Source organism: Pseudonocardia sp. SID8383 (assembly GCF_009864975.1).
In the GTDB taxonomy this organism is placed as follows: Bacteria; Actinomycetota; Actinomycetes; order Mycobacteriales; family Pseudonocardiaceae; genus Pseudonocardia; species Pseudonocardia alni.
Genome location: NZ_WWFY01000298.1, coordinates 12206 through 37961, shown reverse-complemented (window position 1 = coordinate 37961; position 25756 = coordinate 12206). Strand labels below are relative to the sequence as shown.

Below are 25756 nucleotides of genomic sequence, written 5' to 3'. Positions count from 1 at the left end.
ACGGCCCGGCGGTGTGCTTCCGCCAAGAACCCGTCGCCGGGCCGCCCCATCTCTTGCCTGCTCGTCTCACCTGCTGCGTCGTTCACTGCGCTCCGCCTCCTCGTTCCGGGGACCGCGCCGGGGCTTCGAACAGCCCAGGCAGGGCATCCAGCTCCGCCCGCTCCGTGTCCCGTTCAGCCGCGGCCTCGCGAGCCCTGCGCGCTCCGGGGACGGCGTCGACCAGATGTGCCAGCCGCACCGGGAGTGGCTTGTTCTCCAGGAGGCACAGAGCAATCAGTCGCGACGGGCAGTCGCGCCGCCGCACCACCACCGGCCAGTCGCACCCTGGGCACCGGCCACTCGTCGGGGCGTCGTGATCAACCACCACCTGCAACAGGTCCGTCCGCCCAGCCAGGCGCAGCAGCCGTGCGTCCAGGTCGTCGGGCTGTGCGACCCGTTCGGGCACCGCCCACTCCGCCGCGGGCCTGGCGCTCACGACGTCCTCCCACGAACCTCGACCGGCCCCGGCATCCGTCCGTACTCGTCCGGGCACAGCACCGAGCCGTCCGGGTGCGAGAACTCGGGGGACCTCCCCGCCCGCGCCGGCCACCCCGACGGCGGCGCATCCACCACCGGCCCTGCACACCCCGGGCACATCAGGTCGGTCACGTCCACTACGGCGTCGCCCAGCTCCATCACGGGCGACTCGGGTACGGCGAATGCAGTCACGCTGAACTCCACGGTCGGAGAAGAGGAGGGGCGGCCGGGTCCGGCCCACCGGTGGCGGGCGCTCGCCCCGCCGCCTTGCGCGCAGCGCGCACGGCCTCCGAGGCTCGCCGTCAAGGGCCGGCCGCAGGCCGGTCGCGCAGCGACGCGAAGCGCCAGCGGAGCGCCCTTGATGGGGAGTGAGGCCGGGCCAAACTCGGGCCGGACGGCCCTCCACCCGCCGCAGGCGGGACCACCCGAGCTCACGGCCCGCCCGGCCCTGAGGGCAACGGTTCCCCTGTAGTCACGGTCGGCGGCGGTCACGACCCGGTCCCCGCGGACTCCGCCCGGCCGGTCCCGTTCAACGCGGGCGTAGCCGCTCGATCGAACGCCGCCACGAACGTCCCGATCGCGGCCGGCAGACCCGAACCGACCGGTGTGCTGACGAACAACACCAACGCGATCAGTGAGAACGCCACCGCGCCCATCGCCACGCGTGCCTTCGCACAGATGAACGCGCCGAGCAGCATGAAGAGGATCAGCACCCCGACACTGCTCATCGGCCCGCGCTCCCACGTGCTGCCGGGACCCACGTCGCTACATCGACGACTGTCTGTTGAGCGACGGCAGCGCTGACCATCTCCTCGAGAACCCGAGCCGGAACGATGAGCCGGCCCCGGACCCGCAAAGCAGGAAATTCACCATCGCGAATTGCGCGGTACAGCGTGACCGATGAAGTGCCGATCAACTTCGCAGCGTCCGGGACGCTGTAGAAGGTCGGGCCAGCTGCCGATGCGGCACCGGACCCTTCCCTGGCAGACGGACTGTTCACGAGCTTCTCCTCTCGAACTACTGACCACTGTCGGTCGGTGGAGATAGCCTGAGTCCGGTTCTGACGAAGGACCCGGAAGGAAATTCCGGGGTACATCTGGGACGGTCAGCGAGGCTGGTGCCATGCGAGGAATGACGACGGCGATGACCATCGGCGAGCGGATCGGCTTCTACCGTCGTCGCCGTGGGCTGTCGCAGCTCGTGCTCGCCGGCCTCATCGGCCGGACCGAGGACTGGCTCAGCAAGGTCGAGAACGGCCGGATCGACCTTGACCGACTCTCGGTGATCCGCCGGCTCGCAGAGGCTCTCGATGTCGCGATCGGCGACCTGGTCGGCGAACCGACCCTGCTGGAGTGGACAGAGGACAGCGGGGTCCAGACGGTCCCGGCACTCCGTGCAGCCCTCATGGACTACCGGCAGATCACGCCGCTACTCGCCACTCCCGCCGTCGCCGGCGAGGCGGTCGACCTGGGTTCACTGGAGTCGGACGTCTCAGCGATCTTCGACGCCTACCAGGCAAGCCGCTACGGCTACGTCACTGGTCGTACCCCGCTCGTGCTCACAGACGCCCTCAGCGCCGTGAGGAACGCCGAGCCGGTGGACCGCAGCCGGGCCCTGGCACTGTTGGCGCTCACCTATCAGGTGGCGGTCTCCGTCCTCACGAAGCTCGGAGAGACGGACCTCGCGTGGATCGCGTCCGAGCGCGGCCTCGCCGCGGCGCAGGAGTCCGGGAGCCCCGTCGTTCTGGGTTCGTTGTTCCGGTCCGTGGCCTACGCGCTGCACTCGACCGGACGGTTCGCCGCAGGAGTCGACCTCGTCCGCACCGCTGCCGGGGTGCTCGAAACGCACCTGAGCAGTCGAACCGACGAGTCCTTCCTCTCCGTCTACGGCACGTTGTTCCTGACCGGAGCGGTCGCTGCAGCGCGCGCCGACGACCGAGCCTCGGTGACCGCGTTCCTCCGCGAAGCGGAAGACAGCGCTCACCGGGTCGGCCACGACACCAACGCGATGTGGACAGCGTTCGGTCCGACCAACGTGTCGCTCCACCGCATGACGACCGCGCTGGAGCTCGGCGACGTTCAGGTGGCCGTCGACCTCGCTCCGTCGATCGACGTCTCGGGCCTTCCGGCCGAGCGACAGGTCCGCCATGCCATCGAGACGGCCCGGGCCTACGCAGCCCGGAACCGCCGGGACGAGGCACTGGCGGTTCTGCTGCAAGCGGAGCGGATCGCACCCGAGCAGATCCGGCACCACGCCCTGAGCCGTCAGCTCGTCCTCAGCTGGGTGAAGAGCAACCGCGCGCACCGTGACCCCGCGCTCGACGACCTCGCCGGGCGACTCCGACTCGTCTGATCGGCCCGACGTCTGCGCCGCAGGCTCCTGCAGCCCCCGGCCGGCAGCATCCTCGTTGCCCCGGCCGTACGCTCGCGGCGTGTCCGACCCGAGCGAAACGTTCGCCACCCCCCGCGTCGCCGCAGGTGCGCTCTTCTTCGACGAGACCGGCCGGATCCTGCTCGTCCACCCCACGTACAAGGACACCTGGGACATCCCCGGTGGCTACGTAGAGCGCGGCGAGTCACCCGCCGCTGCATGTCGACGCGAGATCGCCGAGGAGCTGAACCTCGACCGGGAGCCGCGTGCACTGCTCTCCGTCGACTGGGCGCCGAGCGACAAGGAGGGCGACAAGCTCCTGTTCATCTTCGACTGCGGCCAGCTCGGTGACGATGCCGAGCGCATCCGGCTGGCCGACGACGAGCTTGATCGCTGGCAGTGGGTCGCTCTCGACGGCCTGGAGTCCTTCGTCATCCCCCGGCTCGTCCGCCGGCTGCGCTCCACCGCGCAGAACGGGGGGCCGCGATATCTGGAGCACGGCGAGACCGTGGCGCACGTCGGGCGATAGCCGGCACGTGGAGCCATTCGTGGCGCGAACCGGGGAAACTCAAGCACCGTGGAGCTATCTCTGGAATCACAGGTGACAGCAGAGTCCCTGGTAGGACATGGCAGATCGGCCCTCCACCAGGACTCCTAAAGCGGGTGCCGCAGGTTCGAATCCTGCCGGGGGCACGCAGGTCAGAGGCACAACGACGATCCTCCGACCGATGCCGACAGGTCTTCACGACGACCGACCAGCGGTCGAGCAGCCGGCATCGACCGACCACTGCACAGCGGACGTCCCTCCTCGACCACGAGGTCGGCTTCTGCCACGCCCCATGCCGCAGGCGGGCATGCCTGGTCGCGGGACCGCCGCGAAAGACTCAGGCTTGGCCAGGGCCTGACATCGAGGCGGGGTCGCCCTCCGGGATTGGGCGAGCAGTCTCCGAGTGCGCAGCGAGAACCGGACCAGCGTGAGCTTTCGAACACTGTCCGATGGACAACTCAGCAGACGTCGGAGCCGCCGTACTCAGGCTTGTCGCGATGAACGACGCCGATCCCGGTCCTGTTCTCACCGACCTCGTGGAGTCCGTCCATCGCATCTCCGGGCTGCCGGCGGGAGCAGCACTGCTGTCGGACGGGGCCGTGCGTGGCGTCGTGCGGTCCGGCCCCGCCCAGCCCCTCGAAGCCTTGTCCGCAGGCTTCGGCCAGGGACCTGGCGGCGAGTGCGCCCGTACAGGTCGCCCCGTCCTCTGTCCGGACCTGAGGCGCGAGCGGCCCCGGTGGCTCGTGTTCGCCACGAAGGCGATCGCCGCCGGGGTCGGCGCTGCCTGGGCCCTGCCCATCCGCCACGGGGACGACACCCTCGGTGCACTGCTGATCCTCGGGTCCGGGACGGGAGACGCGGACCTGCGTGTGGCCGAGGTGCTGGTCGAGGCGGCGGCCGTCTCGCTGCTTCGAGCCGCGGCGGCCGAACGGATCGCGCTGGAGTCGAGCCAGCTCCGGGCCGCCCTGGCGAGCCGGGTCGTCGTCGAGCAGGCGAAGGGGATGCTCGCCGCCCACGGCACCGTCGATGTCGGCACCGCGTTCGCCTGCATGCGCAGCCATGCGCGTCGCAGCGGGAAGCCACTTCGCGACCTGGCAGCGGCCATCGTCCGCGGGGACGTCAATCCCGCGATCATTCTGCACGTCGACAGATGACGATCATCAAGCAGCGTCGGCACACTATTCGCAACGGGACACATGGCAGTTTTCACTCCATTGAGTGACATCAGATCTGTGCGAACCGCAACGTATAGCAGGATCCACATAGAGTCGGCCTGTCTTGCATATTCGCAGTTCACAGCCCCGCGCAGGTCGACGCTTCGCAGACCGAGACCACTTCGTTCATCTCATTACGGCGATTTTCACCACCCACCCCCGGCGCTCCGAACAGCGACTGCCCTATAGCGTCGTAATCAGCACTTCGGTCTACCCCGTTTGTGCATCACATTCAGAGGAGAGCATTCATGCGTAAGTCCGTGCGTACCCTCGTCGCCTCCGCGATGGCCGTTCCGATGACCGTCGGGGTGGCCGGCATGGCGTTCGCCGACGAGGGCGACTCCACCCGCGAGCAGTCCCAGACCACCGAGGGCACCGTGGCGGGCGAGCAGGGGTCCACCACCGAGCAGAGCAGCTCCAGCTTCGCCCCGGTGACCCAGCTCAACCCCGCCTTCAACGTCTCCGACGTGCTGGGCTTGAGCGACTTCGCCAACGAGGACTCCGAGGGCGGCAGCAGCCAGTCCGTCGTCCAGGACAACTCGATCGACTCGACCAACGAGCAGGGCAACAGCGCCTCGACCGAGCAGGCCCAGAAGAGCGTCCTCGACCAGGTCACCGGTCTCGGGGGCTGAGAACGGCCACCCACAGAGAGAAGGGCCGGTTCACCACGGTGTGGTGAACCGGCCCTTTTCCGTGTCAGGGCGACCTGGTCTCGCGGGGTCAGCCGTTCGCGTCGCTGGTGTCCACCGTCCCGTTGACGCCCTCCGGGAAGAACCCTCCCGACGTGACGGCCTCGGGGTTCAGGTAGACGATGTTGAGAACCTGACCCGGGGTCCGGGAGAACGCGATCGAGTTCTCGTCGGCCGGGACGATGTTGGCGTTGCCGTTGCCGTCGACGATTCCCTGGTCCAGATCGGACGGCCCGTCCAGCGAGTCCCGGGCGTCGGAGATCTTCCCGACCACGTCGGCCGCACCGCCCTGGAGCAGCAGGGTCCGCACCAGACCTGCGTGGTAGGCCTCGACGGCGAGGATGCCGGCGGCCGCCTCCAGGAAGGTCTTGTTCGACACCAACGGCGCCGCGCCCTTGTAAGCGGTGACGCCGACGTCCTCGAAGATGAAGGCGCCGAGCAGGAAGCTCGTCTCGTCCTTGAACGGGTCGAACGTCTCGTTCTTGCCGATCACCCCGGCAGCCTGCGCGGCTGCGGTGAAGGCCTCCTGCAGGTTGATCTCCGGACGCGCCACGCGGGCCTCGCCCAGGGCGGAGCGCAGGAAGTCGACGTGCGCCCGCTCGTCCTGCGCGATCTCCTCGGCGTACTGGCGGCCGATCTTCGTCTCGAATCGGACCTTGTAGCCGCCGGTGACGCCGCCCAGGTCTCCCTTGCCGTCGATCTGGGAGTCCTTCAGACCTTCGCCGGTGACCGCGCGCAAGTAGAACTCGGCCTCCAGGTACTCGAGGTTGAGCGCGAAGTTCAGGACGGCGGCGTCGGAGACTCCGCCGTCCTCGCTGCCGCCGCCGCTGTCACCGAGACCGAGCCCGCCCAGCAGGCCGCCCTCGCTTGCGGACGCGATGCCGCTGCCGAGAACACCGAGACCGGCAACCCCCGCACCGGTGAGCCCGGCCGCGCGCAGGAAGCGACGACGGTCCATCGCGTTGTCGGTGCTGCGCTCGATCGAGTCGTTCAGGAACTTCTTCGTGAAACCGTGAAACACGAGGTCTCCTCGTGTCGGCCCGACGGGGCGACCGGGTCCGGGGCCGCATCTCCGAGGTCGGGATTCGTGGGGCGCCACTCCGGAGCCCCTGCCCTGAACAACGACACGCCCGCCATGGCAGTAATCCCCCAAATGGGGGATGCAGACGGTGGGACCTCAGAGCCTGGCTCGGGCAGCGCTCTCGATCGCCACCCTCGCCTGCAGCAACAGCCTGGCCCGTGACACGACGTCCTGCGCCTCCGACGAGGTCAGAACTCCCGCGGCGACCACGGTCGCGATGCGGTGAGGAAGCTCCTCGACCAGGGCGATGTGGGCTTCCAGCGAGATCTCGTCTTCCGCCAAGGACACACTCTCTGCCGATAGCGCACCACCAGCGCGCTCGACGTCCGCGGGCACAGGGTCCGGGCGACCACGGCAGTCGGATGAGCCCCCGAAGCTACGTCATAGCGCGCAACCGAGCCCCAAGCCACCGGGCGTGGAGCCATTCGTGGCGCGAACTCGCGCCCACTCACCCCCGTGGAGCCATTGACGCCCGGCCCTCTGCCACTGAAATCCCTGTTCACCGGCTATCGAAACAGATAGGTGAAAGCTCCTAAAGCGGGTTCCGCAGGTTCGAATCCTGCCGGGGGCACTACACCGTGACTAGCGGAAACGCTGGTCACGATCGCAAACGACTTCGTGCCGTGGAACGAAACCCGCTGCGGCCGGGCCACGCTCGGGGTCCCGCACGAGTTCGCCGAGGGCACACCTCACGGCAAGCACGGGTAAGCATGCGTCACCTGCCTGCCGCCCGGGGCCTGCGACACCGGCGGCCGGTCCCTCGGGAGCGGACCGGCATGGTCGCTCGCCGGCTACACCCCGTCCCCGATGGCGGACACCGGCGACGACATCTGCTCGGCGTGATCGAGGAGGTCAGTCCCTCTCGTGCGGTCGCGCGGCGTGGCCCGGGCGCCCGCGCGTGCGGCGCTGCTCCTTCATCTCAGCCTCCATCAGATGCCGCCGCCCACCGACCAACGCGTCGCGCACCGCTCGGTCCAGGTCCAGCGTGGTGCGGTAGTAGCCGTCGTCGTACTCCTCCACGACCTGGAAGCTCCACCGCCCCGCGACGACGTTGAGCCCGATCAGCTCGGTGGTGATCCGGTCCGCCAGATCGTCGCGACCCATCTCCCGCAGGCCGCCGACGACCTCGTCGAGCATCTCGTCGGCGTACCCGGTCATCTGGTGGAAGGCGTAGAGGTGCCCGCGGGCCCGTTCGATCGTCTCGACGGCCTCGGCCAACTTGCCCACCGTGGTCACCGCCTCGTCCGACACACCGTCCGGTCGGCGGTGCTCTGGGGCCGGTCGGTCGTCGTCGCGGCGGTCCTGCCGACAGCTCTCGGACATGCGGGGGTCTTCCCGGTTCCGGCGGCCAGGAACCGTCCTGCCGTACTCCCGCCCTCGGCGCCGTCCGCGACGGCACACCGAACGGAGCAGTGAGCGCAGCGCGCGACCGAAGCCCACCGTGGCCGACAATCGGTGCGCACCGTGTCCGGCGCCGTTCATCGACGCTGCCGCGGTGTTCGGTGATCGTCAGCGGAGCGCGACCGAGAAGTGAACTCGACGCAGTAGGCATCGGGATGGATGCCGGAGTCGAGCACACGACCCGGGGACGGGCCGACGCCGGTGCGGGGCCGTGGTCCGGCGTCCAGCCGACGTCAGAGCCAGCCGCGTTCGTGCGCGTGGCGCGCGGCGTCGTGGCGGGTGGCGGTGCCGGTCTTCTGCATCGCGCTGGACAGGTAGTTGCGGACCGTCCCGTGGGCGAGGTGCAGCCGGCGGGCGATGTGTGCCACGGAGTAGCCCTCGCGGGTCTCGGCGAGGGCGTCGATCTCGCGGTCGGTGAGCGGGCAGTCGTCGATCACGGATGCTCGAGGACCTCGTGGGCGATCCACCGACGCCCGGCCCGCAGCTCGTGGACGACCGCGACGATGTCCTCGGGGTCGGCGCTCTTGCTCATGAACCCCTGCACCCCGAGCTTGAGCGCCCGGCGCAGGACACCCGGGCGGGCGTGCCGGGTGAGCATGAGCACCGCCTGCTCGGGGTGGTGTTCCCGGATCCGCGCGACGGCGTCGAGGCCGTTGGCCCCGGGCATCTCCAGGTCGACGACGAGCACGTCGGGACGGTGCTCGAGGGTCTCCCGAACGGCCCCGTCGCCGTCCTCGGCCTGGGCGACGACGACGATCGTCCCGTCCTGGGGCAGCAGCGCCGCCATCGCGGTCCGCAGCAGCTTCTCGTCGTCGGCCAGCACGATGCGGACGGGCTCAGCGCCGGCCATGGCCCCCACCTCCCGTGGGTCGGGCCGTGCCGGTACCGCGCGTGCCCGCCCCGGGGCTCGCGAGCCGGGCCGCCACGGTGAACGTCGTCGGGGTGGTGGTCACGTCCAGGTCGCCGCCGGCCGCGGCCAGGCGGTCCCGCAGGCGGGCGAGGCCCCGCAGCTCCGGTCCGGCGTCCGCGGCGGGGGCGACCCCGTCGTTGGTGATCTCGACCCGGGTCGCCGACGTGGTGATGCGCACGGTGCTCGGGCGGGCGTGGCGGAGCAGGTTGGTCGTGGCCTCGCGCAGCACCTGGGCGAGCAGCGGGTGGGCGGGGGCGGCGCCGGGGTCGTGGTGGACCTCGACCGTGATCCCGGCGGCCTCGCCCAGCCGACGGGTGTTCTCCAGCTCGGCGGTCAGGTTGAGCTGGTGGCGCGCGTGGGCGAGCTCGCGGGTCCGGGTGAGGGCGTCGTCGACGAGTCCCCGGATCTCACCGAGCTCGGCGACGGCCGTCGCGGTGGCGTCCTCGCCGCCGCCGCGGACGAGGCCCTGGGCGTAGGCGGCCTTGAGCTTGATGACGTGCAGCGAGTGCCCGTGGATGTCGTGCAGGTCGCCCGCGAACCGCATCCGCTCGTGGGCGACCGCCAGCTCGCGCTCGGCCTCGCGGGCCCGTTCCAGACGACGCACGACGACCCACGCGTACTCGGAGACGACGATGACGCCGGCGACGAACAGGGTGCCGAGCAGAGGCAGGAGCACGTACTGGCCGGCGAGGGTCACGGTGGGCGGCCGGGGCAGGAGCGCCGCGGCACCGGACGCCGCGACGACCACGGCGAGCGCACCGACCCACACCCGCCGGTGACGCGGGCGGGCGGACACCAGCAGCGACCCGATGAGCGCGAAGGGCACGAAGGTGATCGGGCTCGCGGCGCTCAGGGCCGCGACGAGCCAGTTCACCCCGGTGAAGGCCAGGGTGAACACGGCGCCGCGCGAGTAGCCGTCCAGGCTCCACTGCCGCAGCACCCCGAGGGCCAGGACCAGACCCACGGCGACGATCAGGCCCTCCCACCAGCTGTGCGCCGTGAGCACGACACCGACCACGCACAGCGGGGCGATGGCGGCGAGGGCGGTGAGCATCGCGGCCCGGCGCGCCCGGGCGGCCGCGGTCCCCGCGGCCGCACCGGTGTCGGCGCCATCGCTCACGACGACATCGGTCACGGCGGCGGCATCGGAGTCGGTCACGGGGCTCCCGGTGGGGCGGTCGGTCACGACCGCGTCGGCTGCGGGCGGCGCTGCTTCAGCGTGCGCCCGACCAGAGTCTTGCCGATCAGCCCCACGACGAGCACGGCGAGCGCCACCCACTGCAGGGATCCGTTCCGCAGGAAGAACGCGGTGACCGGCTCGGGCAGGACGGTGAACAGCCCGGTGTCGTAGGCGAGTCCGACGTAGGCGATGACCACGGTCACGGAGAGGACGGTGACGGCGGTGAGGACCAGGTCCAGCAGCTTCATGGTCGTCAACGGTCCGGCACGCTCCTCGGCGACGGTAGTGACACGGCGTCATGTGCTGCGGTGACCTCACGCCACTGTGCCACCGGTGCGTGCGCGGGTGCGATGGGACACGACCCGATCGACCCGAGGAGACGACATGTTCCGCTCACACCTGCTCCGGCTCGCCGTGGGAGTGGTGTCGCTGACCGCCGTCGCCGCCTGCGGCGCCCCCGCCCCACCCGGAGCAGCCGCCGCGGCCGCGACCACACCGCCACCACAGCTCGCCGCCGTCCACGACCAGCAGATCACCTGGCAGCCCTGCGACGGGTTCGCCACCTCGGCGGCCGACCGGGCCCTCTACGCGAACGACCGCTTCGACTGCGCACGCGTCCAGGTCCCGCTGGACTACGCCGACCCCGACGGCCCCCGCGGGCAGGTCGCCCTGCTCCGGGCGAAGGCACGCGGCGAGAAGATCGGTTCGCTGCTGGTCGACCCCGGCGGTCCGGGTGGGTCCGGAGCGAGCTTCGTGGCCTCCCTGGGCCCGGTCTGGGACAACGTCCCGGTCGGGGAACGCTTCGACGTCATCGGGTTCGACCCGCGCGGAGTCGGCGCATCGACACCTCGGGTGGACTGCTTCACCGACGCCGAGACCGATCGCAACGCACTGCCCTCGACCTACCTGTTCGATGTCGCCGACACCGACCGGGCCCGCGACATCGCCCGCCGCTGCACCGACGCGACCGGCGGAGTCGAGGCGCTGACCAGCGTCGGGAGCGACAACGTCGTGCAGGACATGGACGTCCTGCGCGCCGCCCTGGGCGAGGAGAAGCTCACCTACCTCGGCTACAGCTACGGCAGCGAGCTCGGTGCGATGTACGCCCAGACGTTCCCGCAGAACCTGCGCGCCATGGTCGTCGACGGCGCCGTCGACCCCGACATCTCCGAGGCACAGCTCCGTCTGTCGCAGTTCGCGGCCTGGCAGAAGGCCTTCGACGGCCTCGCCGCCACCTGCGCCACCGAGCCGGACTGCCCGCTGGGCACCGACCCGGCCCGCGCGACCGAGGTCTTCCAGGACCTCACCCGCCCCCTGCTCGACCACCCCGCCCCCACCACCGACGGCCGCACACTCACCTACACCGACATGGTCCCGGCCGTCTACAGCTCGTTGTTCTCCCCCGCCCAGCGCCCCCAGCTCCTCCAGGGCCTCCGTGACCTGGCCGCAGGACGCGGCGACACGCTGCTCGCCCTGCGCGACGCGGCCCTCGGACGCGGCCCCGACGGCCACTACGGCGGCTCCACCCACATCGACGCCAACCTCGCCACCCGCTGCATGGACAACCCTCGCCGCACCCCCGCCGAACAGGCCGAACTGCGTGACCGGGCCCGGCGAGCCGCCCCGTTCCTCGACCCCGGCCGCCCCGGCGGACCCACCCACTACGAGTGCGAGGGGTGGCCCGAGCCCCCCAGCCGGACCCTCCCCTGGAGCACCGACACGGCCGGGCTGCCACCCACCCTGACCCTCTCGCTGACCGACGACCCGGGAACCCCCTACCAGGGCGGTGTCCACCTCGCCCGAGCTCTGGGCGGCAGCCTGCTGACCGTCGAGGCGGCCCAGCACGGCATCGCCCTCTACGGCGGCAACGCCTGCGTCGACCGGGCCGTCACCGACTACCTCGTCGACCTCGTGACGCCGCCGCCGGGCGCGCGGTGCGGCGGCTGACCGGCCTCGGGAGCCCGGCCCCACGCACGATCAGCGGTGCCGTGCTCCCGGTGGACCGGGACAGCGCCGTGCGGCGGTTCTCGCCGCCGGTCACCCGCCGTGCCCGACAGCCGTACCACCGGCTTCCCGGGAGGGACACCATGACCGCGCTCCGCCGGACGACCGGCATCCTGCGCTCGGACCCACGGGGGCTGACACACGTGGCGTCGCGCGCCTGGCGGGTCCTCGGCGGCGCGGGTGCGGCCCGGGAGCGCCCCCGTCCTCCGGGCGCGGTCCCGGGCCGCTGATCCACCGCACCCGTTCCCGCCCGGGAGTGCCCCGGTCAGGGCAGCTTCGACGCCACGACGTCGAGCCGCACGATGTCGGGCGCCGTCGCGAACAGCTCGTCGGCCCGCTCACCCAGCGCCTGGCCGACCCGGCCCTGCAGGTGGGCGGTGCGGCCGTCGTCGTCGGGGAAGAAGTCGACGATCGCGTACGTCGTCGGACCGAGCCTGACGGCGAACCAGGCCACGGTGGCCGGCTCCTCACCGACCAGTGAGCGCCCCGCCTGCAGGAACTCCTCGACGTCGCTCTCCTTGCCCGGCCGCGCCTCCAGTGTCACGAGCAGTCCCACTCCGACCGACATGTGTTCTCCCCTCGACGGTGGTCCGATCCGGCTGCCCGGGTCCGGCCGAGATCAGGATGGGAGGCGCGGAGGGCCGCGGCCTCGGCCCGCCGGGTCCGACCTCGGCGGTGTGGCTGGACGTGCCGGGCCGGGTCACGGCACCGAAGCGCGACCCCGCTCCCCCCGCTGCCGCCGGGTCGTACCGGGCGGTGACCACGCACCATGTCCGTTCGGTGTAGTGCAGGTCCAGATCCTGCCCGGCCTCGCCCGCCGGTGCGGTGACAGGGCCGCGCCGGTCACCCCCGACCGCGTCCTGAGCGTCGCCGAGCTCGAGGCCCGCAACCGGGCCCGGGTGATCTCCCGGGCACGGACACACGGCCTGCTCCGACCGCCGGTGCCGGCCTGCCCCGGCCGGGGCGGCCACGGCCCGCCGGGCCGGACCTCGACGGTGTCGCTGGCCATGTCGGGCCCGATCGCGGTGCCCCGGGGCTCTCTAGCGTCGTGACCGCGCCACAAGGACCCGCCGGGCCCGGCGCACCAGCTCACCGCAGCCACCGGAAGGGGAGCACACCCCTGATGTCGCCACAGCTCGCCACCGACCACCCGGGACGGGAACGGCCCCGCACGGCCACCGGACCCGACCAGGACCCGACCACCGTGCTCCAGCGGCGGGTGGACAACCTCGCCCGAGCCTTCCACACCCGGGACGCGATCGGTCAGGCCAAGGGCATCCTGGTCGCCCACTACGGCATCGAGGCCGACGAGGCGTTCGCCCTGCTGACCCGCATCTCCCAGCACACCAACACCAAGCTCGCCGACCTCGCCCTCACCCTGGTCACCCGGGTCCGCGAGCGCAGACCGGCACTCCCGCAGCACTGCCGCGTCGTCACCGAGGTCGTCCAGGGCCTGCTCGAGCGGCCCGGGCACCCCGGCGCCGGCCGGCCCGTCCGGGACGGGGTCGACCGGTGACGGCCGGGGACCTGCACGGCCGGACGGTCGCGATCCTCGCCGCCGACGGCGTGGAACGCGTCGAGCTCGACCTCCCCCGCGGCGCGCTCTACGGCGCCGGGGCCCGGGTCGAGGTGCTGTCCATCCACACCGGATCGCTGTGGACCCGGGAGTGGGACAAGGACCCCGCGGGCACCGTCACCGTCGACCGGGAGGTCGCCGAGGCCTCGGTCGACGACTACGACGCCCTGCTGCTGCCCGGGGGCACGGTCAACCCCGACCAGCTGCGCACCCACCCGGTCGCGGTCGAGTTCGTTCGGAACTTCGTGGCCACCGGCAGGCCGGTCGCGGCGGTGTGCCACGGCCCGTGGACCCTCGTCGAGGCCGACGTGGTCCGGGGGCGCCGGCTCACCTCGTGGGCGAGCATCCGCACCGACCTGCGCAACGCCGGCGCCGAGGTCGTCGACGAGGAGGTCTGCGTCGACGGCCAGTTCGTCACCAGCCGGTCCCCGTTCGACCTCCCCGCCTTCTGCGCCGCGATCGTCACCCGGTTCGCCGCCGTGCCCGCCCGGGCCTGACCGACGCACCGAGCACGGGGCGGACAGCACACGGACCCGTCTGCGGGAGGACCCGCCACCCGATGCCCTCCGCCATCGCCACCGCCCGCGTGGACGGCCGGACCGAGGTCGTCCGCACCCCCTCCGGAACCGGCTGCCCGAGCAGACCGGCCGGACCGCCGCACCCGGCGGCCGGCCCCGAAAGGACACGACGATGCGACAGATCGAGACAGTGACCCTCGAGGAGGCCCGCCGGGTGATCGCCGCGGGCGAGCGGAAAGCCCACGAGATCGGCTCTCCGAGCAACGTGGCGGTGGTCGACGCGGGCGGGAACCTGGTGGCCCACATCCGGATGGACGACGCCTGGATGGGCAGCATCGACATCTCGATCAACAAGGCCTTCACCGCACGGGCCTTCGACATCCCGACCGGCGACCTCGCGACGAGCTCCCAGCCCGGCGAGCAGTTCTTCGGCATCAACGGCTCCAACCACGGCCGAGTGATGATCTTCGCCGGTGGGGTGCCGCTGCACGGGAGCGACGGGAACGTCGTCGGCGCGGTCGGGGTCTCGGGAGGCAGCGGGGAGCAGGACCGGGTCGTCGCCGAGGCCGCCGAGGCCGCGTTCCGGCCCGTCCCGGCCCCGGCCTGACCACCGGCCCGAGTGACCGGAGCCCTCGTGGCGGCGCTCCTCGGGGCCCGCGCGTCCGTCCCGGCCCCGGCGGGTCCGATCAGCCCGCGGTGAGGAAGGGCTGCAGGAGGACGTCCGCGACCTCCGTCGCGATCTGATCCAGGGACAGCGGGCCGTCGGGGCGGTACCAGGAGTGCAGGTTGCCCAGGGCCCCCAGCGCCGGCAGCACGGCGATGCTCGCCCGTCGGGGCGGGACGCCGTGCTGCTCGGCGACCTCACGCGCGAGGGACCGGAAGACCTGTCCGTGCTCGCGGCGCAGCTCCGCGAGCCGGGAGGCGATCGCCGGGACCGGCACCGACATCAGGAAGAGCGAGGCGAACGCACGGAAGTCGCGGAACTCGATGATCGCCTGCTCCACGAACAGCAGCCGCAGCCGCTCCCCCGCGGGCAGGTCGCGCGCCGCGATCGCCCGGAGCCGGTCGAGCACCTCGGCGTGCCCGTTCTCCACGGTGCGGAGGAACAGCTCCTCCTGGGAGGAGTAGGAGTGGTGGAGGCTGGGGCCCCGCAGGTCCAGCCGGGCGCCGATCTCGTCGAATCCCGCACCCTCGTAGCCGCGCTCCGCGACGACGTCGGCGGCGGTGTGCTCGACGAGCGGCGACGGGCGGCCCGCTTGCGGGCCACCCGGTTCTCCCCGGCGTCGTGAACCCCTGATCGCGCCCCTGCAGTGTCTCCAGCAGGCGATCGAGGACAGCGCGGTCACGAGCTCGTGCAGGTCACCGGGGTCGAGGGGCGCGCACCCGGGGTCGACGTCACGACCGCTGCGGGACCGCCCGGCCAGGTCCACCGCGCGGTCGATGAGTCGTCGACGTGATCCCGAACGAACACGGGACGGCGCAGGGCGATGCACCGACCTCCCATCCTCGGAACTACCAGCGGCCCGGACGCATCCCGTCCAGGACGGGACGCCCCGCACTCAGCCCCGGTCGGCGGGCGGACGGCCTCCCAGCTCGTGGGTCGCGTCGCGGGCGGCCGTGACGACCGGGCCGACGAGCCGTTCGACGTCGGCCGGACCGATACGGGAGGTCGGGAACCCCACGCCGAGGACCACGGCGAGATCCCCGGTGTGGTCGCGGACCGGGGCGGCGACCGAGCCGACGTCGGGATGCCGCTCCCCGAACGCCACCGCGACACCGGCGGCGCGCACCTCGTCGAGCTGCCGGTCCAGCTCCACGGTCGAGGCCGGGGTGCGGTCGGTGAACCGTTCGAGCGTGGCCTCCCCCAGCTCGCTCCGGGCGCCCGGATCGAAGGCGAGGAACACCTTGCCGGGCGCGCCGGCGTGGATCGGCATGACCATGCCGACCCGGAACGGCCGCATCACGACGTGCCGGGTCTCGGCGGCGGCGACGATCGTCCGGAAGGTGCCGTCACGGACGTAGAGGCAGGCGCTCTCGCCGGTCTGGTCGCGCAGGTCCGCCAGGAGCGGCCGGAGCAGCCGGACCGCGTCGAGCCCGAGTGCCCCCGGCGCGGCCCAGCGCACCAACGCGATCCCGATCCGGTAGCGGTCGCCGTCCCGGTCGAGATAGCCCTCGGCCACCAGGTCCTGCACGAGGCGCTGACACGTGCTCGACGGCAGCCCGGTCGCTTTCGCCAGGTCCCGCAGCGTGGGCTCGGGGGACTCCAGGGTGAAGCTGTCGAGGATCGAGCTGATCTTGCGCAACACCAGCGTGCCACCGCGCCCGTCCCCCTTGCTCCCCGTCACGAGATCACCCTCCGGCCGTCGGTCGCCTGTTGACATCGCAGCCTACAGCCCGGATTCTGGGTTGGCCACCCACTATGTGGGTTCAGATCACGGCACAACGGAGTGAGGTCCCCGCACATGACCGGTTTCACGCAGTCCGGAGCCCCCGGAGCGTCGCCCCCTCGGCCGACCCGCGTCGGCCTGATCGTCCCGAGCTCGAACACGACGATGGAGACCGAGCTCCCCGAGCTGTTCGCCCGTCAGACCGCGGCCACCGGGCACCGGTACACGTTCCACTCCGCACGCGCGGCACTGAAGAACGTGACGCGCGAGGAGCTGCTCGCGATGGTCGGGAAGGCCGCCGAGTGCGCGGTGGCCGTGTCCGACGCCGACGTCGACGTCATCGCCTACGCCTGCCTCGTGGCCGTCATGGCCCAGGGCCCGGGCGCGCACGCGGAGTCCGAGCGGCTGATCGCCGAGGCGGCCGCCGGCAACGGCCACCCCGCCGAGGTCGTCAGCAGCGCCGGAGCCCTGGTCCGCACGCTGACCGGGATGGGCGTCGGCCGCGTCGCGATGATCACGCCCTACATGCGGCCGCTCACCCGGATGGTCTCCGACTACGTCGAGGGCTCGGGGATCGAAGTGCTGGACGCGACGAGCCTGGAGGTCGACGACAACCTCGCCGTCGGCTGCCTCGACCCCGGTGCGCTGCCCGGGATCGCCCGCAGGCTCCGGCTCGAGGGGGCAGAGGCCGTCGTCCTGTCCGCGTGCGTGCAGATGCCGTCGCTGCCCGCCGTCCAGGCCGTGGAGGACGAGCTCGGGCTGCCGGTGGTGACCGCGGCCACCGCGACCACCCACGAGGTGCTCCGGGCGCTCGGACACACCCCCGCGATCAGCGGCGCCGGCCGCCTGCTGGCGGGATGAGGGCGTCATGACACTCTCCGTCCTCGCCTTCCTCGTGCTCGTCGCCGCGTTCGTCATCGGTTCGCTGACCAGCATCAGCGCAGGCCTGCTCGCGCTCGTCGCGGCGTTCGGGGTCGGTTCACTGGCCGCCGGCCTGCCGCTTTCCGACGTCATCGGCGAGTTCCCCGCCGGGCTGTTCCTCATCCTGGTCGGGGCGACGCTGCTGTTCGGCATCGTCCGGGAGACCGGGACCATCGACCTGATGGCCTACTGGGCCGAGCGGCTCGCGGGCGGCCGCCGGCTGCTGGTCCCCGTCCTCATGTTCGCCCTGGCCGCGCTGCTGGCCGCCGCCGGCGCGTTCACCCCGGCGGCGATCGCCATCGTCGCGCCCGTCGCCCTGGCCCTGGGATCCCGGTTCGGGATCAGCTCGCTCGCGATGGGGCTGGTCGTCATCCAGGGCGCGAACGCGGGCGCGTTCTCCCCGGTCAACCCGTTCGGCGTCATCGCCAACGACATGCTCGACCAGGCCGGGGCCGGTGGCGACGCGACCCTGCGGCTGTTCCTGTCGGTGTTCGCGTTCAACGCGGTGCTGGCCGTCGTCGCCTACGCGGTCGTGCAGTCCGCCGTCGGATGGCTCGACCGGCGGTCGTCCGCCGCGAACCCGGCGGGCGACACCGACAGCCCGGCGGCCGGGCGGGAGCCCGGTCCGGGCGGCGGCGCGGCCACCGCGGTGGCCGAACGCACGGCCGTCTCCGGGATCACCCGGGTCCGGGCCACCCCGATGCGGATCCTGACCCTCATCGGGATGGGCTCGCTGCTCGTCCTCACCACCGTGCTCGGGATCGACGTCGGGGTGGCGACGCTGGTCATCGCCCTGGTCCTCATCATCGTGCGCCCCTCGGTGCAGAAGCCCGTCATCGACGCCATGCCCTGGTCGGCCATCCTGCTGGTGACCGGCATCGTCACCTACGTCGGCATGCTGGAGACCATCGGCGCCCTCGACGATCTCCAGGAGGGCATCGCCGGGCTCGGCAACGCGTCGCTCGCCGCGCTGGCGGTCAGCTACGTCGTGGGGCTGGTCTCGGCGTTCGCCTCGACGACCGGCACCCTGACGGTGATCGGCCCCGTCGTCGCCCCCATCGCGGCGGACCCGACCCTGTCGGTGGTCGGCGTCGTCACGGCGGTCGGCATCAGCTCGTCGGTGGTGGACACCAGTCCCATGTCGACCAGCGGCGCGCTGCTGATGGCGAGCGCGCCGCCCCGGCTGGAGCGGATGTTCTTCCGCGCCCTGCTCCTCTGGGCGATCGCCATGATCGCGATCGTGCCGGTGGTCGCCTGGCTGCTGTTCGTGCAGCTCGGCATCGGCTGAGGTCGCCGACGCCGACCGGGCGCCCAGGGCCGGGCCATGGCGCCCGGCGGGGCCCCGGCATCCCCGGGGCCACGCGGGGTCAGGCCGCTCCGGCGCGGATCGCGGTACGGCGTCGCTCCTCGTCCGCGGTCACCTCCTGGGCGCGGACCGCGGTCGCGGCGGCGCGGGCCGCGGGGACCACGATGACGCCGTCGTCGTCGGCGGCGACGACATCGCCGGGCTGCACCACCACCCCGCCGACGGCGACCGGCTCGTCGATCCGTCCGGGCCCGTGCTTGAACGGCCCGGCCGGCGTGGTCGCCCGCGCCCACACCGGGAAACCGATCCTCTCCAGCTCGACGACGTCGCGAGCCGCCCCGTCGATCACCATGCCGGTCACGCCGCGGGCCAGTGCCCGCTCCGCGATGAGCTCCCCGATCAGGGCCCGCGTGGTGTCGCCGTGCCCGTTGACCACGATCAGGTCACCGCGCCGGACGTTCTGCAGCGCCCGGTGGATCGCCGCGTTGTCCCCGCTGCGGACCCACACGGTGCGGGCCCGGCCGACCGCGCGGGCACCCTTGTAGAGGGCGTGGATGCCGCCGTCCATCATGCCCATGCGGTCCTGGGCGTCGCCGATCGTCGCCACCGCGAGCCCGCGGTAGGTGTCCAGGAGGGCCTCCTGGTCGACGAGCTGTTCGTCGGCGAGGGTGTGGTGCAGCTGCGCCGTCGCGCGGGTCATGTCCGGTGCCACCCCCAGCTGGTCGAGCAGGTGGACGGCCGCATCGGACTCGCCGGCGCGGCGCGCCGCGTGCTTGGCCGTGCCGATGTGGAGGCGCTCCCGGGTCGCCGTGCCGTCGGCCAGCTCCCCGTCGATCTGCCGGGCGACCCACTCCTCGGCACCCGCGGCCCGCCCGGCCCGCAGCGCCTCGGTGATGAGCGCTCCGAGCCCCTTCATCCACGTCGTGCGCAGCAGCTTGCGCGCCGATGCGTCACCGGGGGCTCCCCCGATGTCGTCGACGTCGGCACCGAAGGAGCGGAACCGTCCGGCCGCGGCCGTGGCCCCGGCCCCGCTGATCACCACGCTCGTCGCGATGCCGTGGCGCGGCACCGGCCCGATCACCGAGACGTCGGCGAAGCGGCCCGCCCCGACGGCGTCGGCGATCAGGATCTTGGCCGCCGGGTCCCCGGCGTTCATGTCGGCGTAGACGGCCGACTCGTCGAGGTGTGGTGCGACGGCCTCGGCGGCCGACTGCGCGTGGCGCCCACCGACGAGGCTGAGCACCAGGTCGGCGCCGCGGACGGCGTCGGCGGGACCGGCCTCCCGCCGCACCCCCACGGGCGTGGGGACCGACGCCGGGTCGTAGCCGGTGACGGTCCATCCGTGAGCCGCGAGACCGGAGGCGTAGACGGCGCCGGCCTCGCCGAGTCCCAGAACGGTGGCGTGCATGAGAGAGCCTTTCTCGAGATGGAGCGGGTGTTCGGGCGGCGGGATCGCCCGGTGTCAGTCCCCGGTCGACGCGTCCTCGGCGGGCTCGCGGTCCTCCAGGTAGCCACCGGCGAAGGCGATGAGCCCGAAGACGACCGCGGCGCCGATGGCCGGGACCAGCAGCACGTCCGAGGCCCCCGAGACGAGTGCGGGTCGCATCAGGACGACACCGAGGGCCTGGAGCACGACGAGGGCGGCGCCGATGAGGACGAACACCGCCATCGCCGTGAGGAACAGGATCCTGGCGACGGACCGGGCGCGGTCGCGTACGCCGACGGGACTGGTGCGTGTGGTGGTGGACATCGGCTCGTCTCCTCGGGGCCGGGCGGGATGCGGGCGGGGTGCGTCGTTCACAGCGACACCGGCAGGACGCCCCACGCGATCAGGCATCCGATCAGCAGGACGGGGAGCATGAAGTAGACGATCAGCGGGACGAAGGTCTTCTCCGGCTTCGCACCGGTGAGTCCGGCTGCGACGAAGATGGATCCGGAGGCCGGAGGCGACGAACCCTCGGTCGAGGCGAACACGAGGATGGCCGTCACGGCGAGCACGGGGTCCACGCCGACGGCGACGAGCGCGAGCAGGGACACCTGACCGACCGCTGTCAGGGTCGCGGTCGAGGACAGCGGCCCGGCCACCACGGCCACCAGCACCGCGACGAGCAGGACCATCACGTACTGGTTGATGGCCAGACCGCCGAGGATGCGGTCGACGTCGTCGGCGAGCCCGAGGCCGTTGAGGACCTCGCTCGCCGCGACGGCGAAGAACAGCAGCGAGCCGATGACCGCGAGGCGGGGCATGGCGCCGGTGGTGAAGTCGAACCAGCCCGCGCGGGTGCTCGGCAGCTGCTTGCGTCCGACGACCAGTGCGATCGCCGTGATCAGCACCGGGATCCAGATCAGGATCGAGATGTCGCCGAGGGAGTCACCGAGAGGAGTGTCCGTCCCGAGGAGATCCGACAGCGGGCCGACGGTGAGCAGGATCGGCACGAACGCGCCGACCATGATCAGCGGGGCGGCTCCCGCCGCACGGACGCTGGCGCGCAGCGGGGTGATCGCCTCGTCGTCGACCCGGGTGATGCCGTCGCGGCGGACGAACCAGAAGATCAGCAGGAACCGCCACACGATCTGGTAGATCCCGGCCATGAGCAGGGCGAGATAGATCTGACCGGTGGTCACCATGGAGCCGGCGAAGCCGATCATGATGACCATGGAGGCGCTCGGCGGGAGCGCCGCGCCCATGCCGCCGTTCCCGGCGAGCATCGTGGCACTGCGTGTCGGGCTCCAGCCGCTGCGGACCATCCACGGCCCCGTGAAGGAGCCCGTGGCGGCGGTGTTGCCGGAGTTGGACCCCGACAACGCCCCCATGACCGCCGACCCCGCGGTGTCCACGAGTGCGGGGCCGCCGCGCAGTCGCCCGAACACCGAGTTGAGGATCGCCAGCAGCCGCTGGATGAGCCCGAGGCGGTCGATCACGTACGCCATCAGCACGAACGCCATCGCGGCGAAGAGGACCTCGTGCTCCAGTGCGCCGACCATGCCGTCGAGCAGGGCCCGGGGCGCTCCGGTACCGGCGAACAGCGCCGTGACCAGCAGGCCGATCAGCATGGCCTCGCCCATGTTCCGGCGCAGGACCACGTTCCAGGTCACGATGACGGCGATGAACGCACAGAGCGCTAGGAGCGCGATCGGCATGTGGACCAGTCCCGACGTCGATGTTGGACTCTGGTGAGAAGATGTCTCACAGAATGGAAGTCTTGCTCGCGGAATGAGTGTGGGTCGTGGTTCCGGGCCTGTCAAGGGCGTCGTCGCGCCCGCCTGGCGAGGCGATCTACCACTGTGTGAGAAGGTGGGCGTGCGTGGTCGGCGACGGAAGTGGGGCGGCATGGACAAGAGCTCGACGATGCGGTCCCTGGAACGGGCCATCGACGTCCTCGAGGTGCTCGACGAGGCGCGTCAACCGCTGCGGCTCACCGAGATCGCGCGGCGCGCAGGACTGCCGGTGCCCACCGCGCAGCGCATCCTGGCGGTGCTCGAGTCGCGGGACCGGGTCGAGCGCAGCGGCGCCGGCTACCGTCCCGGCGTCGCCCTCACCTTCGGTGCGCACGCCTACCTGACGACCAACCCGCTACTGCTCGTCGCGAGTCCGGTCCTCATCGACCTGGCGGTCGAGACGGGGCTGACCGCGTCGCTGTTCCGGGAGTACCACGACACCCGCGTCGTCCTGACCCGGGCGCACGCGCAGCGCAGGCTCCGGTACGAACTGCCGGTCGGGGCCCGGCTGCCGTTGCACCTCGGCGCCGGCAAGGCGCTGCTGGCCCAGCGGAGTGCGGAGGACGCCCGCGCGCTGCTGGAGAGCCTCGGCGAGACCGCCGAGTACCCGGCACCCGACGTCGAGGCGGTGCTGGCCGACCTCGCCCGCACCCGCGAACTCGGCTACTCGGTGGCCTACAACGAGCGGGCCCCCGGGGTCGCCAGCGTCGCCGCGGCGATCCCGCTGCACGGCGACGTCCGGGCCGCCGTCCAGGTGGCGGGCTACACCGAGGACGTCCCCGAGGCCCGCACGGCCGCGCTCGGCCTCGAGGTGCAGCGCGCCGCGCTGGCCATCGGCCGCGCGGTCCCCACCGGCTGAGACTCCGCCCGGGCGGCAGTGCCGCCGGTCACGAGGTGGTGGTGCCCCCGTCCGCCGAGCGGGAGGCGTCGAGCAGGAAGGGGACCCGGGCCCGCTCGCAGACGGCCTCGAGCTTCCGGAGCAGGCTGCCGGGCAGGGGAACGCCGTGTTCGGCCCGTTCCTCGCGGTGCCTACGTTCGGGATCGCCGGCGACCACGACGGGCGCCTCGGCGTCCACGGGCGGCGTCTCGCGCAGGGTGTCGAGCAGCTCGTCGACGTCGTCGAGGTATCCCCCGTCGGGGCGCAGGACGGACGGGTCGAGAGCGAGGAGGAAGTGCCCGATGTCCTCCGGGGCCCCGGGCGGCCGACGCGCGGCGAGATCGGCGCCCGACAGCGCGGCGCTCAGGATCTGGACCATGACCGCCAGGCCGTACCCCTTGTGGCCGCCGGTCGCACCGTCGCCCCCCAACGGGGTGAGCCCGCCGTACAGGTGCTCGTGGAGGTAGGCCATCGCGGCCGCCGGATCGGTGACCGGGTCCCCCGCCTCGTCCGTCACCCAGCCCTGCGGCACCGGCCGGCCGAGCAGGTCGAAGACCTTGACCTTGTTCGCGGCGACCGTGCTGGTCGACATGTCCAGTACGAACGGCGGATTGCGCCGCGCGGGCGCGGCGAACGCGATCGGGTTGGTGGTCAGGCGCGGGAGCGCACCACCGGTCGGTACGACGCTCACCACCTTCGCCGACGTCGTGACCAGGCCGATCAGCCCGGCCTCGGCCGCCATCGCGGCGTAGTAGCCGGCCGCGCCGAAGTGGTGGGAGTTGCGCACCGACACCACCCCGACACCGGCCGCGCGGGCCATCCCGATCGCCAGCTCCATCGCGGCGACGGCGGCCGGATGACCGAGTCCCCCCTGCGCGTCGACCAACGCCATCGCGGCGGTCCGGCGGACGACCTCCGGCTGCGCGTCGAGCCGCAGCCGTCCCGAGCGCCACAGCTCCTCGTAGGACATCAGCATCGATATCCCGTGCGAGTCGATCCCGGACAGGTCGGTGTGGGTCATCACCGCGGCCGTGGTCACGACCTGCTCCGGTGCCATCCCCCACGCCGTCAGCACGCCGGCGATCTGGGCCCTGATGGTGTCCGCAGGGAAACGGAGCATGTCCACGGGAGTCCTCACCTCGGTCGAGCGCGCCGGTCGTCGCGACACGAACCCGACTTTCTCCCGCTGGACGGTAGCAGCTTCCACGAAGTGAGAGAGACGGTCGGCCCGTCCCCGGCTCACTGCCGGGACGGACCGACCGTCCGGTCCCAGGCGGCTCGGCGGACACCGCCCCGGAGAGTTCCCGGGGAGGGCGGTCAGCCCTTCAGCTCCGGGAAGTCCTCGTAGCGCCACTCCCCGCACGCTGCCGCCCCGGCCTCGTCGCGCTCGCGGGCCCGCAGCTCCACCCGCCGGATCTTGCCCGAGATCGTCTTCGGCAGCTCGGAGAACTCGATGCGCCGCACCCGCAGGTAGGGCGCCAGGTGGTCCCGGGTGTGGGCGAAGATCGCGGCCGCGGTCTCCCGGGTCGGCTCGTGGCCGGGGGCGAGCGCGACGTAGGCCTTCGGCACGGCGAGCCGGACCGGGTCGGGCTGGGGCACCACGGCCGCCTCCAGCACCGCCGGGTGCTCGACGAGCACGCTCTCCAGCTCGAACGGCGAGATCTTGTAGTCGCTGGCCTTGAACACGTCGTCGGTGCGGCCGACGTAGAACAGGTAGCCGTCCTCGTCGCGGGTTGCGGTGTCACCGGTGTGGTAGAAGCCGCCCGCCATGGCGTCGGCGGTCTTCTCCGGCATGTCCAGGTACCCGACCATCAGGCTGGTGGGCCGCCGGGACAGGTCGATGCAGATCTCGCCCTCGGTCCCGGAGACCTCGCCGGTGAGCTCGTCGACCAGCACCACCGGGACGCCGGGCAGCGGACGCCCCATCGACCCGGGCTTCACCGCGGAGCCGGCCGTGTTGCCCACCGACGCCGTCGTCTCGGTCTGGCCGAACCCGTCGCGCAGGGTCAGACCCCACTGCGCCCGGACCTGCTCGATGATCTCCGGGTTGAGCGGCTCGCCCGCCGCGATGACCTCGCGCAGCGAGCCGGGTCCGCCGGACAGGTCGGCCTTGATCAGCATCCGCCAGACCGTCGGCGGAGCGCAGAACGTGGTGACGCCCTTGTCCCGGATCTGGCCGAGCAGCGACGCCGCGTCGAAGCGGGTGTAGTTGTAGAGGAAGATCGTCGCCCCGGCGATCCACGGCGCGAAGAAGCAGCTCCATGCGTGCTTGGCCCAGCCCGGCGAGCTGATGTTGAGGTGCACGTCGCCCGGGGTGATGCCCAGCCAGTACATGGTGGACAGGTGCCCGACCGGGTACGACGTCTGGGTGTGCTCGACCAGCTTCGGCCGGCTGGTGGTGCCGGAGGTGAAGTACAGCAGGAGCCGGTCGTCGGCGGTGGTGCCCGGGTGCTCGACCGGGGCGTCGTCGACGTCGCGGGAGTCGGCGAGGTCCAGCCAGCCCTCGGCGGACCCGCCGACCGAGACCGCGGTGAGCCCGTCGAGCAGGCCGTCGAACTTGCCCGTGCAGGACGCGTCGGCGATCACGAACCGCGCTCCCCCGCGCTCCAGCCGGTCCGGCAGGTCGACGGCGCCGAGCGCGGTGGTCGTCGGCATGATCACCGCGCCGAGCTTCATCACCGCGAGCATCGACTCCCACAGCTCGACGCGGTTGCCGAGCATGACCAGCACGCTGTCCCCGCGCCCGACGCCGTGCGAGGCGAGCCAGCGGGCCACCTGGTTGGAGCGGCGGCGCAGCTCGTCGAAGGTCCAGGCACCCTCGGCGCCGTCCTCCTCGACGATGCGCAGCGCGGTCCGCGACTCGCCGTCGGCGATCACGTCGAACCAGTCGTGCGCCCACTGGAACGCGCCGTCGAACTGCGGCCAGGTGAAGTCGGCGACGGCCTTCTCGTGCTCGCCGTGCAGCGCGACGAGCCGGTCACGGGCGTCGCGGTAGATGTCGTGGTTGGCCATGGGGCGGACGACCTCCGGGTCGGTGGTG

At 72.2% G+C, this 25756-nt stretch carries 27 protein-coding genes and 1 pseudogene; 12 read left to right on the top strand and 16 right to left on the bottom strand.

Features of this window, described 5'->3' with window-relative positions; genetic code table 11:
• Positions 1–1004: 1004 nt before the first annotated feature.
• Entirely contained in the window at positions 1005–1244 is a 240-nt protein-coding gene (locus GTW08_RS07175) for a hypothetical protein (RefSeq protein WP_161151611.1), read from the bottom strand.
• The gene (locus GTW08_RS07170) at positions 1241–1612 is read right to left on the bottom strand and encodes a helix-turn-helix domain-containing protein (protein WP_161151610.1); all 372 of its coding nucleotides are present in this window, start codon (positions 1610–1612) and stop codon (positions 1241–1243) included. Before GTW08_RS07170 ends, GTW08_RS07175 begins: the two co-directional genes overlap by 4 nt.
• A gap of 35 nt (positions 1613–1647) precedes the next feature.
• On the opposite strand from GTW08_RS07170, the gene GTW08_RS07165 reads away from it, so the two are divergent.
• The 4 genes from GTW08_RS07165 (at position 1648) to GTW08_RS07150 (ending at position 5279) form a co-directional block, all read left to right on the top strand.
• Entirely contained in the window at positions 1648–2868 is a 1221-nt protein-coding gene (locus GTW08_RS07165) for a helix-turn-helix domain-containing protein (RefSeq protein ID WP_161151609.1), read from the top strand.
• A 79-nt stretch (positions 2869–2947) separates the two neighbouring features.
• Entirely contained in the window at positions 2948–3415 is a 468-nt protein-coding gene (locus GTW08_RS07160) for an NUDIX domain-containing protein (RefSeq protein WP_161151608.1), read from the top strand.
• Positions 3416–3882: 467 nt separating this feature from the next.
• On the top strand, positions 3883–4587 hold the full coding sequence (locus GTW08_RS07155; RefSeq protein ID WP_073577557.1) for an ANTAR domain-containing protein: 705 nt from the start codon (positions 3883–3885) through the stop codon (positions 4585–4587).
• Between the two features lie 308 nt (positions 4588–4895).
• On the top strand, positions 4896–5279 hold the full coding sequence (locus GTW08_RS07150; protein ID WP_073577556.1) for a hypothetical protein: 384 nt from the start codon (positions 4896–4898) through the stop codon (positions 5277–5279).
• 88 nt (positions 5280–5367) lie between these two features.
• Here the strand turns inward: GTW08_RS07150 and GTW08_RS07145 are convergent, their stop codons facing one another.
• From GTW08_RS07145 to GTW08_RS07120, 6 genes and pseudogenes are all read right to left on the bottom strand, one after another.
• On the bottom strand, positions 5368–6294 hold the full coding sequence (locus tag GTW08_RS07145) for a ferritin-like domain-containing protein (protein ID WP_073577774.1): 927 nt from the start codon (positions 6292–6294) through the stop codon (positions 5368–5370).
• Between the two features lie 219 nt (positions 6295–6513).
• Positions 6514–6699 carry a hypothetical protein gene (locus tag GTW08_RS07140; RefSeq protein WP_139282967.1) on the bottom strand — a complete coding sequence of 62 codons (186 nt, stop codon included), beginning with the start codon at positions 6697–6699 and terminating at the stop codon, positions 6514–6516.
• A 570-nt stretch (positions 6700–7269) separates the two neighbouring features.
• Entirely contained in the window at positions 7270–7653 is a 384-nt protein-coding gene (locus tag GTW08_RS07135; protein ID WP_346009870.1) for a hypothetical protein, read from the bottom strand.
• A gap of 398 nt (positions 7654–8051) precedes the next feature.
• Positions 8052–8668 (bottom strand): annotated as a pseudogene (locus GTW08_RS07130) (response regulator transcription factor).
• Complete coding sequence (locus GTW08_RS32905; protein ID WP_161151606.1) at positions 8655–9887, bottom strand: histidine kinase; 1233 nt, start codon at positions 9885–9887, stop codon at positions 8655–8657. The pseudogene GTW08_RS07130 and the gene GTW08_RS32905 overlap by 14 nt, the downstream one beginning before the upstream one ends.
• Positions 9888–9910: 23 nt before the next feature.
• A complete protein-coding gene (locus GTW08_RS07120) occupies positions 9911–10156 on the bottom strand; it encodes a hypothetical protein (protein ID WP_073577552.1) in 246 nt (81 codons plus the stop codon).
• A gap of 136 nt (positions 10157–10292) precedes the next feature.
• Here GTW08_RS07120 and GTW08_RS07115 point away from each other — a divergent pair, with 136 nt between their 5' ends.
• Positions 10293–11855: an alpha/beta hydrolase gene (locus tag GTW08_RS07115; protein WP_073577551.1), complete on the top strand. Its 1563-nt coding sequence runs from the start codon at positions 10293–10295 to the stop codon at positions 11853–11855.
• A 322-nt stretch (positions 11856–12177) separates the two neighbouring features.
• Here the strand turns inward: GTW08_RS07115 and GTW08_RS07110 are convergent, their stop codons facing one another.
• Positions 12178–12480 carry a putative quinol monooxygenase gene (locus tag GTW08_RS07110; protein WP_073577549.1) on the bottom strand — a complete coding sequence of 101 codons (303 nt, stop codon included), beginning with the start codon at positions 12478–12480 and terminating at the stop codon, positions 12178–12180.
• 217 nt (positions 12481–12697) lie between these two features.
• On the opposite strand from GTW08_RS07110, the gene GTW08_RS07105 reads away from it, so the two are divergent.
• The 4 genes from GTW08_RS07105 to GTW08_RS07090 all read left to right on the top strand — a co-directional run bounded on the left by GTW08_RS07105 (position 12698) and on the right by GTW08_RS07090 (position 14613).
• A complete protein-coding gene (locus tag GTW08_RS07105) occupies positions 12698–12964 on the top strand; it encodes a hypothetical protein (RefSeq protein ID WP_073577548.1) in 267 nt (88 codons plus the stop codon).
• A gap of 71 nt (positions 12965–13035) precedes the next feature.
• Positions 13036–13428 (top strand): ANTAR domain-containing protein, encoded by a 393-nt coding sequence (locus GTW08_RS32900; protein ID WP_073577547.1) that lies wholly within the window; start codon positions 13036–13038, stop codon positions 13426–13428.
• A complete protein-coding gene (locus tag GTW08_RS07095) occupies positions 13425–13985 on the top strand; it encodes a type 1 glutamine amidotransferase domain-containing protein (RefSeq protein ID WP_073577546.1) in 561 nt (186 codons plus the stop codon). The genes GTW08_RS32900 and GTW08_RS07095 overlap by 4 nt, the downstream gene beginning before the upstream one ends.
• Before the next feature lie 193 nt (positions 13986–14178).
• A complete protein-coding gene (locus tag GTW08_RS07090; protein WP_073577545.1) occupies positions 14179–14613 on the top strand; it encodes a GlcG/HbpS family heme-binding protein in 435 nt (144 codons plus the stop codon).
• A 79-nt stretch (positions 14614–14692) separates the two neighbouring features.
• Here the strand turns inward: GTW08_RS07090 and GTW08_RS07085 are convergent, their stop codons facing one another.
• A complete protein-coding gene (locus GTW08_RS07085; protein WP_073577544.1) occupies positions 14693–15436 on the bottom strand; it encodes a TetR family transcriptional regulator in 744 nt (247 codons plus the stop codon).
• Positions 15437–15565: 129 nt separating this feature from the next.
• The gene (locus tag GTW08_RS07080) at positions 15566–16351 is read right to left on the bottom strand and encodes an IclR family transcriptional regulator (RefSeq protein ID WP_253066884.1); all 786 of its coding nucleotides are present in this window, start codon (positions 16349–16351) and stop codon (positions 15566–15568) included.
• Positions 16352–16468: 117 nt separating this feature from the next.
• On the opposite strand from GTW08_RS07080, the gene GTW08_RS07075 reads away from it, so the two are divergent.
• Both GTW08_RS07075 and GTW08_RS07070 read left to right on the top strand, forming a co-directional pair.
• A complete protein-coding gene (locus GTW08_RS07075) occupies positions 16469–17254 on the top strand; it encodes an Asp/Glu racemase (RefSeq protein ID WP_073577542.1) in 786 nt (261 codons plus the stop codon).
• 7 nt (positions 17255–17261) lie between these two features.
• Positions 17262–18602: an SLC13 family permease gene (locus GTW08_RS07070; protein ID WP_073577541.1), complete on the top strand. Its 1341-nt coding sequence runs from the start codon at positions 17262–17264 to the stop codon at positions 18600–18602.
• A gap of 79 nt (positions 18603–18681) precedes the next feature.
• Here the strand turns inward: GTW08_RS07070 and GTW08_RS07065 are convergent, their stop codons facing one another.
• Genes GTW08_RS07065 through GTW08_RS07055 form a run of 3 tightly spaced genes read right to left on the bottom strand, consistent with a single transcriptional unit; the run spans position 18682 to position 21761 of the window.
• Positions 18682–20028, bottom strand: a complete 1347-nt coding sequence (locus tag GTW08_RS07065) for a DUF1932 domain-containing protein (protein ID WP_073577540.1) — start codon at positions 20026–20028, stop codon at positions 18682–18684.
• A 54-nt stretch (positions 20029–20082) separates the two neighbouring features.
• Positions 20083–20370 (bottom strand): hypothetical protein, encoded by a 288-nt coding sequence (locus tag GTW08_RS07060; RefSeq protein ID WP_073577539.1) that lies wholly within the window; start codon positions 20368–20370, stop codon positions 20083–20085.
• Positions 20371–20417: 47 nt separating this feature from the next.
• Positions 20418–21761 carry a TRAP transporter large permease subunit gene (locus GTW08_RS07055; RefSeq protein WP_073577538.1) on the bottom strand — a complete coding sequence of 448 codons (1344 nt, stop codon included), beginning with the start codon at positions 21759–21761 and terminating at the stop codon, positions 20418–20420.
• Between the two features lie 190 nt (positions 21762–21951).
• Here GTW08_RS07055 and GTW08_RS07050 point away from each other — a divergent pair, with 190 nt between their 5' ends.
• On the top strand, positions 21952–22698 hold the full coding sequence (locus tag GTW08_RS07050) for an IclR family transcriptional regulator (RefSeq protein ID WP_073577537.1): 747 nt from the start codon (positions 21952–21954) through the stop codon (positions 22696–22698).
• A gap of 28 nt (positions 22699–22726) precedes the next feature.
• On the opposite strand, the gene GTW08_RS07045 is transcribed toward GTW08_RS07050, so the two are convergent.
• Both GTW08_RS07045 and GTW08_RS07040 read right to left on the bottom strand, forming a co-directional pair.
• The gene (locus tag GTW08_RS07045) at positions 22727–23836 is read right to left on the bottom strand and encodes an Ldh family oxidoreductase (protein ID WP_073577773.1); all 1110 of its coding nucleotides are present in this window, start codon (positions 23834–23836) and stop codon (positions 22727–22729) included.
• A gap of 197 nt (positions 23837–24033) precedes the next feature.
• Positions 24034–25728 carry an AMP-binding protein gene (locus GTW08_RS07040; RefSeq protein ID WP_073577536.1) on the bottom strand — a complete coding sequence of 565 codons (1695 nt, stop codon included), beginning with the start codon at positions 25726–25728 and terminating at the stop codon, positions 24034–24036.
• Between the last annotated feature and the right edge of the window lie 28 nt (positions 25729–25756).

Bases quoted from the DNA above. Each gene is read 5' to 3' on its own strand.
- GTW08_RS07175 (WP_161151611.1), bottom strand. From the start codon at position 1,244: ATGAGCAGTGTCGGGGTGCTGATCCTCTTCATGCTGCTCGGCGCGTTC.
- GTW08_RS07170 (WP_161151610.1), bottom strand. From the start codon at position 1,612: ATGTACCCCGGAATTTCCTTCCGGGTCCTTCGTCAGAACCGGACTCAG.
- GTW08_RS07165 (WP_161151609.1), top strand. From the start codon at position 1,648: ATGACGACGGCGATGACCATCGGCGAGCGGATCGGCTTCTACCGTCGT.
- GTW08_RS07155 (WP_073577557.1), top strand. From the start codon at position 3,883: ATGGACAACTCAGCAGACGTCGGAGCCGCCGTACTCAGGCTTGTCGCG.
- GTW08_RS07150 (WP_073577556.1), top strand. From the start codon at position 4,896: ATGCGTAAGTCCGTGCGTACCCTCGTCGCCTCCGCGATGGCCGTTCCG.
- GTW08_RS07145 (WP_073577774.1), bottom strand. From the start codon at position 6,294: ATGGACCGTCGTCGCTTCCTGCGCGCGGCCGGGCTCACCGGTGCGGGG.
- GTW08_RS07120 (WP_073577552.1), bottom strand. From the start codon at position 10,156: ATGAAGCTGCTGGACCTGGTCCTCACCGCCGTCACCGTCCTCTCCGTG.
- GTW08_RS07115 (WP_073577551.1), top strand. From the start codon at position 10,293: ATGTTCCGCTCACACCTGCTCCGGCTCGCCGTGGGAGTGGTGTCGCTG.
- GTW08_RS07110 (WP_073577549.1), bottom strand. From the start codon at position 12,480: ATGTCGGTCGGAGTGGGACTGCTCGTGACACTGGAGGCGCGGCCGGGC.
- GTW08_RS32900 (WP_073577547.1), top strand. From the start codon at position 13,036: ATGTCGCCACAGCTCGCCACCGACCACCCGGGACGGGAACGGCCCCGC.
- GTW08_RS07090 (WP_073577545.1), top strand. From the start codon at position 14,179: ATGCGACAGATCGAGACAGTGACCCTCGAGGAGGCCCGCCGGGTGATC.
- GTW08_RS07075 (WP_073577542.1), top strand. From the start codon at position 16,469: ATGACCGGTTTCACGCAGTCCGGAGCCCCCGGAGCGTCGCCCCCTCGG.
- GTW08_RS07070 (WP_073577541.1), top strand. From the start codon at position 17,262: ATGACACTCTCCGTCCTCGCCTTCCTCGTGCTCGTCGCCGCGTTCGTC.
- GTW08_RS07065 (WP_073577540.1), bottom strand. From the start codon at position 20,028: ATGCACGCCACCGTTCTGGGACTCGGCGAGGCCGGCGCCGTCTACGCC.
- GTW08_RS07060 (WP_073577539.1), bottom strand. From the start codon at position 20,370: ATGTCCACCACCACACGCACCAGTCCCGTCGGCGTACGCGACCGCGCC.
- GTW08_RS07055 (WP_073577538.1), bottom strand. From the start codon at position 21,761: ATGCCGATCGCGCTCCTAGCGCTCTGTGCGTTCATCGCCGTCATCGTG.
- GTW08_RS07050 (WP_073577537.1), top strand. From the start codon at position 21,952: ATGGACAAGAGCTCGACGATGCGGTCCCTGGAACGGGCCATCGACGTC.
- GTW08_RS07045 (WP_073577773.1), bottom strand. From the start codon at position 23,836: ATGCTCCGTTTCCCTGCGGACACCATCAGGGCCCAGATCGCCGGCGTG.
- GTW08_RS07040 (WP_073577536.1), bottom strand. From the start codon at position 25,728: ATGGCCAACCACGACATCTACCGCGACGCCCGTGACCGGCTCGTCGCG.